This is a genomic window from Corallococcus exercitus, from assembly GCF_003611585.1.
GTDB classification, from domain to species: Bacteria; Myxococcota; Myxococcia; order Myxococcales; family Myxococcaceae; genus Corallococcus; species Corallococcus exercitus.
This window is the reverse complement of the sequence record NZ_RAVW01000062.1, coordinates 20,593-31,012: the sequence shown is the minus strand read 5'-3', so window position 1 is coordinate 31,012 and position 10,420 is coordinate 20,593. Positions and strand designations below refer to the sequence as shown.

The 10,420-nt window shown below is 69.2% G+C and carries 9 protein-coding genes; 6 read left to right on the top strand and 3 right to left on the bottom strand.

The window, feature by feature from the left end:
- Positions 1–126: 126 nt before the first annotated feature.
- On the bottom strand, positions 127–621 hold the full coding sequence (locus D7W79_RS45710; RefSeq protein WP_120525290.1) for a hypothetical protein: 495 nt from the start codon (positions 619–621) through the stop codon (positions 127–129).
- 168 nt (positions 622–789) lie between these two features.
- Here D7W79_RS45710 and D7W79_RS10860 point away from each other — a divergent pair, with 168 nt between their 5' ends.
- The 6 genes from D7W79_RS10860 to D7W79_RS10835 all read left to right on the top strand — a co-directional run bounded on the left by D7W79_RS10860 (position 790) and on the right by D7W79_RS10835 (position 6,811).
- A complete protein-coding gene (locus tag D7W79_RS10860) occupies positions 790–1,311 on the top strand; it encodes a pyridoxamine 5'-phosphate oxidase family protein (RefSeq protein ID WP_120525289.1) in 522 nt (173 codons plus the stop codon).
- A gap of 430 nt (positions 1,312–1,741) precedes the next feature.
- Positions 1,742–3,076 (top strand): inositol-3-phosphate synthase, encoded by a 1,335-nt coding sequence (locus D7W79_RS10855; protein ID WP_120525288.1) that lies wholly within the window; start codon positions 1,742–1,744, stop codon positions 3,074–3,076.
- A complete protein-coding gene (locus D7W79_RS10850; protein ID WP_120525287.1) occupies positions 3,054–3,989 on the top strand; it encodes a phosphatase PAP2 family protein in 936 nt (311 codons plus the stop codon). The genes D7W79_RS10855 and D7W79_RS10850 overlap by 23 nt, the downstream gene beginning before the upstream one ends.
- Entirely contained in the window at positions 3,982–5,226 is a 1,245-nt protein-coding gene (locus D7W79_RS10845; protein WP_120525286.1) for a GtrA family protein, read from the top strand. The genes D7W79_RS10850 and D7W79_RS10845 overlap by 8 nt, the downstream gene beginning before the upstream one ends.
- On the top strand, positions 5,216–6,211 hold the full coding sequence (locus D7W79_RS10840; RefSeq protein WP_120525285.1) for a hypothetical protein: 996 nt from the start codon (positions 5,216–5,218) through the stop codon (positions 6,209–6,211). The genes D7W79_RS10845 and D7W79_RS10840 overlap by 11 nt, the downstream gene beginning before the upstream one ends.
- 18 nt (positions 6,212–6,229) lie before the next feature.
- Positions 6,230–6,811 (top strand): protein-tyrosine phosphatase family protein, encoded by a 582-nt coding sequence (locus D7W79_RS10835; RefSeq protein ID WP_120525284.1) that lies wholly within the window; start codon positions 6,230–6,232, stop codon positions 6,809–6,811.
- A gap of 18 nt (positions 6,812–6,829) precedes the next feature.
- Here the strand turns inward: D7W79_RS10835 and D7W79_RS10830 are convergent, their stop codons facing one another.
- Together D7W79_RS10830 and D7W79_RS10825 are read right to left on the bottom strand one after the other, a co-directional pair.
- A complete protein-coding gene (locus D7W79_RS10830) occupies positions 6,830–7,474 on the bottom strand; it encodes a sterol desaturase family protein (protein WP_120525283.1) in 645 nt (214 codons plus the stop codon).
- A gap of 194 nt (positions 7,475–7,668) precedes the next feature.
- Entirely contained in the window at positions 7,669–10,152 is a 2,484-nt protein-coding gene (locus D7W79_RS10825) for an efflux RND transporter permease subunit (RefSeq protein ID WP_120525282.1), read from the bottom strand.
- Positions 10,153–10,420 lie beyond the last annotated feature (268 nt).

Sequence of the window (10,420 nt, the reverse complement as noted above, 5' to 3'; positions counted from 1 at the left end):
GCCCCATCCCCGCCACGTCCGACCCCGCCCACCTGGAGGACAACGTGAAGGCGGGCTTCGGACGGCTGCCGGATGACAAGCTGCGCGCGCGGATGGTGAAGCTCTTCGAGTCCTGATCAGCGCGGACTACAAGTCAGGCGACGGCGTGTAGCGCAGCTCCCCGCCGGGCTCCAGCACCAGCCCGGTGCCGGGCTCGCCGGCCTCGTCGTCGCGCCCCACCTCCAGCACGCCCTCCTCCGCGTCCCACTGGCCCAGGTAGTACTCGCCGCCCGCGGCCATGCACGCGCGCCCTTCGGACACCACCGTCTCCACCACTTCCTTCTTGTCGCTGGTGAGCCGGTAGAGCGTCCACGTCTTGCCGTCCTCGCGGAAGCCCTTCACCAGGTCCGCCAGCTCCTCGTCGCGCGGAGTGCCGCCGGCGGTCTCCTCGCGCTTCCACTGGCGCGGCTCCTTCGCCGGCTGCGTCTTGTGCCACGCCCGCGCCAGCTCCAGCAGCTTCTCCTGGGCCGCATCCTGGAGCGCGTGCATCGCGTCCGGCAGTTCGATCTCCTCCAGCGCCAGCAGCGCCGTCTCCAGCTGCAGCGCCTTCAGGCTCCACTCGTTCCACGCGGTCTTCAGCATTCGTGTCGCTCCCCGGGCGTCACGCCTCGTTCCCAAGGGAGAAACAAGCGAGCCGGCCCGGCACGCCCCCTATCACACGCCCGGCTGCCCTGGTGCCGACCCGCCCGCACGGACGGTGTTCCCCGCCCGAGCGCTGCCTACCTTCAACCCCCAAGGGGAGGCGAGCACATGACGACGACGACGAAGACTCCGCAGGACGTGGTGGAGCACCTGGGCAAGCTCATCCACGGCATCAAGGTCGCGATGATGACGACCGTCGACACCGACGGCAGCCTGCGCAGCCGGCCGATGTGGACCTACGACAAGAACTTCGACGGCGAGCTGTGGTTCTTCACCAACGACCACACCCACAAGGTGGACGAGGTGCAGAAGGACCACCACGTCAGCCTCGCCTACTCCGACCCCACGCGGGACCGGTACGTGTCCGTCAGCGGCCGCTGCGCGCTGATCCACGACAAGGCCAAGGCGAAGGAGCTGTGGAACCCGTCCCTCAAGGCCTGGTTCCCCCAGGGGCTGGATGATCCGAACCTCGCCCTGCTGCGCGTCTCCGTCGAGAAGGCCGAGTACTGGGACACGCCCAACAGCAAGATGGTCCAGCTGGTCGGGTTCGTGAAAGCCGTCCTCACCGGCGAGAAGTACCACCCGGGCGACAACCAGAAGCTCGACCGGGGCGCCCCCCGCCACAACTGACCGGGAACCCGAACGGGGCCGCCGGAAGGCCGGCGGTTCCCACGCTCTCAAAACCTGACATGCGTGTCAGGGTGTGCGTGAAAGCAGGACAGGCTCAGACCCGTACCACCTTGACCCACCCGGCGAGCGCCCCCGAGGGAGCCTGCCGCGGTGGGTAAGACTTTTGCCTCTCGGATGCTGTTTCTCTGACAGCGCCGTTCGTCCTGGCTTGTAGCGCCCCCCCGGCCCGAGTCATGCACCGGGCGACGCCGTGGTACGAGCGGCAAACCGTCCTCACATCACGTTGAAGTGACAGACGGTTTAGAGTATCAACCATCCGCTTTCGAGATTTTCCACCTTCCGTCCGGCAGCGTGCCGGCGCCGGATGGACGGACTCGGAGACGCTCATACGGGCGGAGCGAATTTCCCGCCTTTCGAAGGAATCAGGACGATGGAGAACAAGAAGAAGGTCGCGAAGCCCGAGGGCAAGCTGGCGGTGCTCATCCCGGGCCTGGGCGCGGTGTCCACCACGCTGATGGCGGGTGTGGAGCTGGCGCGGCAGGGCAAGGGCGCCCCCATCGGCTCGCTCACGCAGATGGGCACCGCCCGTCTGGGCAAGCGCACCGACGGCCGCACCGTGAAGCTCAATGAGCTGGTGCCGCTGGCCACGCTGGAGGACGTCGTCTTCGGCGCGTGGGACATCATCAGCGAGGACGCCTACCAGGTGGCCGTGCGCTCGGGCGTGCTGAGCGACAAGCACCTGGAGCAGGTGAAGCCCTTCCTGCAGGGCATCAAGCCGAAGCCGGGCGTGCACGACCCCGAGTTCGTGCGCCGCATCACGGCGAACCACATCAAGGCCACGAAGACGCACCGCGAGAGCATCGAGGCCATCCGCCAGGACATCCGGGACTTCAAGAAGGAGCTCAACGCCAAGCGCGCCGTGATGGTGGTGTGCAGCAGCGTGGAGACCTTCCGCCCGCTGCCGGAGGCGTTCCAGACGCTGGCCAACTTCGAGAAGGCGCTGGACAGCAACAGCCCGGACATCAACCCCACGGCGCTCTACACCTACGCGGCCATCAAGGAGGGCGTGCCGTTCGCCAACGGGACGCCGAACGCCGCCGTGGACACGCCTGCGCTGCAGGAGATGGCCAAGCAGGAGGGCGTGCCCGTCGCGGGCCGTGACCTCAAGAGCGGCCAGACGATGATGAAGACGGTCATCGCGCCCGCGCTCAAGGCGCGCATGCTGGGCCTGGAGGGATGGTTCTCCACCAACATCCTGGGCAACCGCGACGGCGAGGTGCTGGATGATCCCCAGGCCTTCAAGGCCAAGGAAGTGACCAAGTCGAGCGTGCTCGACACCATCCTGCAGCCGGACCTGTACCCGGAGCTGTACAACAAGTACTCGCACAAGGTGTCGATCCACTACTACCCGCCCCGCGGCGACGCGAAGGAGGGCTGGGACAACATCGACATCACCGGGTGGCTGGGCTACCCGATGCAGATCAAGGTCAACTTCCTCTGCCGCGACTCCATCCTGGCGGCGCCGCTGGTGCTGGACATCGCGCTGTTCATGGACCTGGCCAAGCGGCTGGAGTGGCGCGGCATCCAGGAGTGGATGTCCTTCTACTTCAAGAGCCCCATGGCGCACCCGGGGCTGCCCGTGGAGCACGACCTGTTCATCCAGCTGACCAAGCTGAAGAACACGCTGCGCGTCGTCGCGGGCGAAGAGCCCATCACCCACCTGGGGCTGGACTACTACGGGGATGACCTCCCGCTCTCCCGATAAGAACGCCTCCGCGTTCAAGTGGCTCGTCACCGTCCTGGCGGCGGGCCACTTCGCGTTGGTGGTCTCCACCGGAAGAGTCCGGTGGGAGCACGTCGCGGCGGATCTGCTGCTGGTGGTGCTGGCCTGGTCCGGCGCCGGCCCGCGGCGGTTCCTCCGCGGCGCGTTCCCGCTGTGGCTCACCGGCATGATTTTGGACAGCCAGTCGCTGTGGCTGGGCCTGCGCGGCACCATCCACACGGGCGACCTGTGGAACCTGGAGAAGCTGCTGTTCCCGGCCCCGGGCGGCACGCACTGGCCCGAGTGGTGGTCGCGTCACCCGAACACGGTCCTGGACCTGCTGTGCGGCTTCGCCTACGCGGCCTACATCTACCAGGTGTTCCTCGCGGCGCTCTGGTTCTTCTTCAAGAAGGACGTGCGCTTCGAACAGCTCTGCTGGACGTTCCTCCTGGTGAACGCCATGGGCGTGGTCATCTACGTCCTCTACCCCGCGGCGCCCCCCTGGTACGTCCTGAAGTACGGGCCGGGGCTCGCGAACCTGGCGGCGCCACCCAGTCCGGCGGGCACCGCGCGCTTCGATGCCTTCTTCGGCATCCACTACTTCGCGAACTTCTACGGGCGAAACCCCAACGTCTTCGGCGCCATGCCGTCGCTGCACGCGGCCTACCCGCTGATGATGGTGCTGGTGCTCTGGCACAAGGGCCCCGCGTGGCGGGTGGCCAACAGCCTGTTCGCGTTGCTCGTCGCCTTTTCCGCCGTGTACCTCACGCACCACTACATCCTCGACGTGCTCGCGGGAGTCACCGCGGCGGTCGTGGCCTTCGTCGTCGTGAGGGCTGTCTTCGCAAGACGGGCCCTGGCAGCGCCAGCAGTGGCGCCCGTGCCCCTGCCGTCTGGAGGAAACACCCGTGCATGACAACGTCCTGGCCTTGCTGAGTGGAGACCTGTCCCCCTCGGCGCGCATCTGGACCGCCCTGGCGCCCGCGCTCCTGGCGATCGCCTACTTCCTGGTGGGGCTGGTGCTCTTCTGTATCCGGTGCGCCATCAAGGGCATCCCAAGAGACGCGGAGACGCTGACGCGCGGCAAGTCGGTGCTGGTGGGCTTCTTCCTGCGCCACTACTTCTTCTGGGTCATCCAGCCGCTGTGGCGGGTGCTCCTGCGCTCCGGCCTTCCGGCCAACGCGCTGTCCATGCTGTCGGGCCTGCTGGGCGTGTCGTCCGGCGTGGCGGTGGCGGCGGGCCGCTTCGCGCTGGGCGGCTGGCTGTTCCTGCTGGCGGGCGTGCTGGACGTGATGGACGGCCGCGTGGCGCGCACCCGCAAGGAGGCCAACCCCGCGGGCGCGGCGCTGGACTCCGTGCTGGACCGCTACGTGGACTCCGCGATGCTGATGGGCCTGGCCTGGTACTACCGGGACAGCTGGGTGCTCTTGCCCGCGCTGGGGGCGCTCTTGGGCTCCTCGCTGGTGCCGTACGTGCGCGCCAAGGGTGAAGGCCTGGGCGTGAGCGTGCGCGACGGCGCGATGCAGCGGCTGGAGCGGGTGCTGTTCCTGGGCGTGGGCACGGCGCTGTCGCCCATCCTGGAGGCGCTGTTCTGGCCGGAGCAGAAGCACCCCATGCACTGGCTGGCGGTGGCGGGCCTCGTCTTCGTCGCCATCCTGAGCAACGTCACGGCGGTGTCGCGCTTCCGCACGCTGGTGCGGGCGCTGACGCCGAAGAAGCCGGTGCAGCCGCGCTCGGGCGTGGCGCTGTTCGGCTTCAACGCGGCGGCGGGCGCCATCGCCACGGCGGTGGACTTCGTCGCGGTGCTGGGCATGGTGGAGTGGGGAGGCCTCTCCCCGGTGTGGGCCACGGTGGCCGGCTGCGTGCTGGGCGGCGTGGTGAACTACTCCATCAACCGGGTCATCACCTTCCGCAGCCGCGGGGCGGTGGCGCCGCAACTGGCGCGCTACACGCTGGTGAGCGCGACCAGCGCGATGCTCAACGCGGGCGGCGTGGCGCTGCTCACGCTGCACCCGCAGCTGGCGTACACGCTGGGCTGGTGGGTGGTGCGCGGGGTGGTCTACTTCGCGTGGAACCTGCCCCTGCAGCGCGACTACGTCTTCAACGACAACTCCTCGGACGAGCTCCTGGAGCAGAGGCCCCATGCGGCGTGAAACGCGCGCCCGCGGCTTGAGGGCCCTGCTGGTGGGGGCCCTGCTTTCGCTTCCAGGGGTGGCGGCGGCGGGCGGCGTGCTGGGGTTGTCCTACAACTCCAGCGACCGGTACGGAGAGAGCTTCACCTTCGTGGCGGACACGGACGACGGCACCTACGTGACCGTGAACCTGACGGTGACGAACATCGGCCCGGGGTCGCGCACGGGCATCTGCCGCGCCACGGTGCTGCAGCCGGGCAAGCCCGTCTGGTCGCCGCAGAAGCGCATGGGGGCGAGTGACTGGGGCTACGACCCGGCCCTGGACATGCTCACCATGGGCGAGTGCTCCGCCCGGGTCACGGACACGGGCCTGACGGTGGAGGCGCCCCTGGACAACGGCCGGGTGAAGCTGGAGTACGCGCGCAAGCCCGAGCCGTGGTCGCCGGAGGGCTCCGTGGTGGACAACGGCAAGGACCGCTACCGCCACGAGGTGCTGGTGGCCGGCAGCCCCGTGAAGGTGTCGCTCCGCGTGCCCCTGCGGGAGGCGGTGACGCTGAAGGGCGGCGGGTACGTGGACCACTCGCGCAGCACGGTGGCGCCGGCGAAGCTGGCGAAGCGCTGGGTGCGCTTCCGCGCGCTCAAGGGCCCGCCGTACGCGGTGGTGCTGGGGCGTGAAGGGCAGGAAGGCGACTACGCGCCCGTGTACGTCTGGGAGGACAAGGGGGACGCGAAGCTCCTGGAGTCCTTCACGCTCACGCAGACGGGTGAGAAGGCGAAGAGCACGTGGCGGGCGGAGTTCACCGACCGCGACGGAAAGCCGGCACTGACGTTGCGCGGCACCTCCCTCCTCCAGCGCAGCGCGCCGGTGGAGTCGCTGGGCATGCTGGGCGGGCTGGTGCGGCCGGTGGTGGGCTCGCCGGTGACGTACCTGCTGCGCGGCGTGATGGAGCGTCCGGGCAAGGCGCCGGTGGAGGGGTTGATGGAAGTGTCGATGGAAGGCGAGTAGCCGGCAGGGGTCTTCAGCGTGAGCGAGTCGTTGCTGCGGTCGGTGCATCACGTCCCCGGGGTCCGGGGGTTCGTGCGCAAGCAGGTGCTGCGGGTGGTGGCGCGCGGGGTGGAGTGGACCACCAAGCTCCCCGGCAAGCGCGCGCTCAACGTGTCCCAGGTGAACGCGTGGCTGCACGTGGGCGGCAGCGTGCCCCGCGCGCGCTACGGCGAGCTGAAGGCCCGGGGCATCACCTGCGTCATCGACCTGCGCGCGGAGCGCTGCGACGACCGCGAGGCGCTGGCGGCGCTGGGCATCGAGCTCTTGAGCCTGCCGGTGACGGACCGCCATCCGCCGTCGGTGGAGCAGCTCTCGCAAGGGGTGCGCTGGGCGCTGCCCCGGCTGGACGCGGGCGGCGTGCTGTACGCGCACTGCGAGCACGGCGTGGGCCGCGGACCGCTGATGGGGCTTGCGGTGATGGTGGCGCGCGGCTGGGACGCGCCGGAGGCGTACCGGGCGGTGCGCCACGCGCGCTGGCAGGCGACGCTGAACGACCGGCAGCTGCGGGGACTCGCGGACTTCGTGGCCGCATGGACGGGCGTGCCGGAGCAGGCTGCGTAGGCAGCGGGCGTCGCCGCCTCACGCCTTCGCGCTAGAGCGGGCCCCGGAGTGGGTGTCCTCGCCTGACGCGTCCTTCCCGGAGCGCTTGGGGGCCCGTCCGCCGCTGCCCATCAGGGTGTCCATCCACCTGTTGCTGATGCCGAAGTTGCGGTCCGGCGTCGCGAAGTGGTGCGCCATGTGGTGCGCGCGCAGCGCCTTGCCCCAGGCCGTGCGCGGCGTGCGGTGGTGCGTGGCCCAATGGAGGGTGTCGTAGGTCACGTAGCCCCAGACGATGCCCACGAAGTACGGAATCGTCTGCACCGGGTGGCCCACCCACCACAGCAGCCCGCCGATGAGGGACGACAGCGGGAGGGTCACGATGAGCGGCATCACCAGGCGCTGGGCGTCGTCCGGGTACTTGTGGTGGTAGCCGTGGGCAATCTCATGCACCCGCCGGGTGAGCGGGCCTTTGCCCTCCCAGTGGAAGAAGAACCGGTGGACGCAGTACTCCATGACAATCCACGTCAGCAGCCCCAGCGGGACGAAGAGCACGCTCGCCCCCACCGTCGTCCGTCCCGAGTACAGGCTCCACCCCAGCAGGCCCGCCGTGAGCGGGACGTAGAGGAGGACCGGCACCGCGGGGTGCAGCTTCGAGGCCGCCTCCATGAAGGCGTTCTCGAACATCCGGCCGGCTTGATGTCTGAAGTATGGGCGCCCCATGCAGGATGAAGCTGGGGCCGGGGACTCCCGGGCGCCCATGCCCGTTCGTCTCTCCGCAGTGTCGGCTTGCGGAACGGCCCTGGCCCCTCCGGCGCAATGAAAAAGGCCCCGGCGGGATGTGCCGGGGCCTCCTTGCCTGCAACGTCCGCTTTCGCGCTTCAGCTCTCGGCGGGGTGCTCGGTTCCGTCGCCGCTGGCAGGGGTGGTGGCGGCGCTGTGCTTGTTGCGCCAGCGGTCCACCAGCAGCAGCAGCGCCGGGAAGCCCACCAGGACGATGACCATGTTCACCGCGAAGCCCAGGTTGGCCAGGTCGCCAATGGAGTTGAGGCCCGGGTGCTTGGCGAACACGAGCGCCAGGAAGCCGATGGCGCTGGTGAGCAGGCCGCCGGTGATGGCCCGGCCCGTCTCCGCGTACACCGTGGTGAAGTCCGCACCCGGTTCGCCCAGGCGTTCAATCAGGTGCACGCCCGCGTCCACCGTCGTCCCGATGAGCACCGGGATGACCACGATGTTCAGGTAGTTGAACTGCAGGCCCATGAGGGCCATCAGGCCCACCAGCGCCGCGATGGAGAGCAGCGTGGGCAGCATGCAGATGAGCGCGTTGCGCAAGGAGCCCAGCGTCAGCCACATCGCCAGGAAGACGCTGATGACCGCCGCCACCAGGATGCGCGGCCCTTCGGAGGCCACCATGTCCAGGATGTCCGCCAGGATGAGCGCCTCGCCCGCCGCGGACACCTGGCTGCCGTCCGGCATCTGGAGGTTGCGCACCTCCTTGGTGAAGCGCCGCGTGCCGATGCCGTCCGACAGGCTCACGTTCGCGTAGACCAGCACCACGCCGCCCTTCTGGCCGGCCGCGGGCTCGAACTGGCGGCGCAGGCCCACCGGCAGGTCCTCGCGCGTGAAGGGCTTCGCGGCCGTCATCCTCACCGCGCGCACCAGGTCGTCGCGCTGGGCCTTGTCCACGCGCGCCGGGTCGATGCGCTGGAGCTTCTTGTGGATGGACTGGAGCAGCGCGTGCTTCTCCTCCTGGTGCTGGGGCACCAGGTCCTCCAGCGCGCCCACGAAGTCGATGGTGGAGTCCTTGCCGAACTTCGCCTTGCGCGCCTGGAGCTGGTTCACCACCTCGCGCTCCATCGCCTCCGTGTCCGTCAGCACCACCACCGGCGTCGCTGAATAGCCCAGGATGTGGTCGATGCGCCGGTCCAGCCGCACGCTCGGCAGCGACACGTCATCCAGCTTCGTGGAGTCGTAGTTGAAGCTCACCCGGTACGCCTGGCTGATGAGCCCCACCAGCGCCACGCCAATGACCAGCGTCACCGCGCGGTAGCGGCGCGGCAGGAAGCGCGCCAGGATCGCCATGGGCCCCGACTGCGACTGGTGCTCGCGCGGCACCCAGCCCACGCGCGACACCAGCCCCAGCAGCGCCGGCAGGATGAGCAGGTAGGACGCCACGCTCACCAGCATGCCCACCGCCGCGATGACACCGAACTCGTGGAACGCCCTGAACTCCGACAGCGACAGGCTCAGGAACGTGAGCGCCGCCACCAGCGCGGAGATGAGCGCGGAGAAGCCCGTGTGCCGGAACGTCTCACGCACCGCCTCCTCCGACGTCATGCCCTCCGAGCGCAGCGTGCCCCACCGCCCCAACAGGTGGATGCCGTGCTCCACGCCCAGGCCGCCCAACACCGCGGCGAGGAAGCCCGTGAGCAGGTTCACCTGCCCGTACGCCACGCCCACGAAGCCGTAGGTCCACGCGAGGCCGGCGATCACCGGCACCATGGTGAGGCCCACGGACAGCGCGCTGCGGAAGTGGAAGACGAGGTAGGCCAGCAGCAGCACCAGCGCCAGCGTGGACGCGCGCGCCAGGTCGCCGGTGATGACCGCCTGCTGGTCGATCTTCTTCTTGAACGTGCCGGTGATCTCCGTGTGGAAGCCGGGGCCGTACTTCGACAGGTCCTGCTTCGCCAGGTAGTCCTGCACCTGGGCGATGACCGTCTTGGAGTAGCCCAGGTCCGCGGACGAGCCCCGGGCCTTGAGCAGCATCACCACCATGCGCTCCTGCGGATCCAGGTAGTACAGGCCGCCCTGCCCCGCGAGCCGCATGTTCGCGCCGCCGGTGTACTTCTTCTGGATGTCGCTGAAGTCCAGCGACGGAGGGGGCTCCTCCTCCAGCCGCACGAAGAGCGGGTTGGCCTGCTCCTTCTCCCAGGCGAAGCGCGCGTCGATGCGCTCCTCGATGGTCTTCAGGTCCGGCAGGTCCACGTAGTAGAGGCCGTGCTCGTCGAAGAACTGGCTGGGCCGCTGGGCGTTGACGAAGCGGATCTCCGACAGCGTCGCCAGCTTCGGCGCCATGTCATCCACGAACTGCTTGAGCTGCTCCGGCTCCGCGCCGATGCCGGCCACCACCACGTTGCCCATGCCGCCGAAGCGCGTGCGCAGCTTCTCCAGGTCCTGCACGGACTGGAACGACTTGGGCAACAGGTTCGCCAGGTCCGCGTTGAGGCGCAGGTCTCGCGCGAAGAAGGCGCCCAGGCCCGTCAGCACCAGCGTCACGAACAGCGCCACCCAGGGCCGCTGGTGGCTGCGGGCCGCCAGGGAGCCCATCGCCGACTCGAACCGTCCGGACCACCGCGTCTCACTCATGGATGTGATTTCCTGCTGAAAGCCCGCGCCGTGACGGCCAGGGCAACCTTGAGCCCGAACGAACCGGGCTGCTCACGCGTATATGCCCCGAGCCACCGTGCGTCCAGGCATCGCCCCGGGGCCTCCGCCGGCCGCATGCCCGGCGCGGGGAACAAACGAAGCATGAACAAACCGCGCCATGTATGCCGCCCCCGCGCGCGTCATGCCAGGGGATCCGCTTCCCTCTGAGCCTTGAGGCATTTTGCCCCATGCCTCTGGGTCTCGGGCG

Excerpts from the sequence above, each read along its gene's own strand:
- D7W79_RS45710 (WP_120525290.1), bottom strand. The coding sequence starts at position 621 with ATGCTGAAGACCGCGTGGAACGAGTGGAGCCTGAAGGCGCTGCAGCTG.
- D7W79_RS10860 (WP_120525289.1), top strand. The coding sequence starts at position 790 with ATGACGACGACGACGAAGACTCCGCAGGACGTGGTGGAGCACCTGGGC.
- D7W79_RS10855 (WP_120525288.1), top strand. The coding sequence starts at position 1,742 with ATGGAGAACAAGAAGAAGGTCGCGAAGCCCGAGGGCAAGCTGGCGGTG.
- D7W79_RS10850 (WP_120525287.1), top strand. The coding sequence starts at position 3,054 with ATGACCTCCCGCTCTCCCGATAAGAACGCCTCCGCGTTCAAGTGGCTC.
- D7W79_RS10840 (WP_120525285.1), top strand. The coding sequence starts at position 5,216 with ATGCGGCGTGAAACGCGCGCCCGCGGCTTGAGGGCCCTGCTGGTGGGG.
- D7W79_RS10830 (WP_120525283.1), bottom strand. The coding sequence starts at position 7,474 with ATGTTCGAGAACGCCTTCATGGAGGCGGCCTCGAAGCTGCACCCCGCG.
- D7W79_RS10825 (WP_120525282.1), bottom strand. The coding sequence starts at position 10,152 with ATGAGTGAGACGCGGTGGTCCGGACGGTTCGAGTCGGCGATGGGCTCC.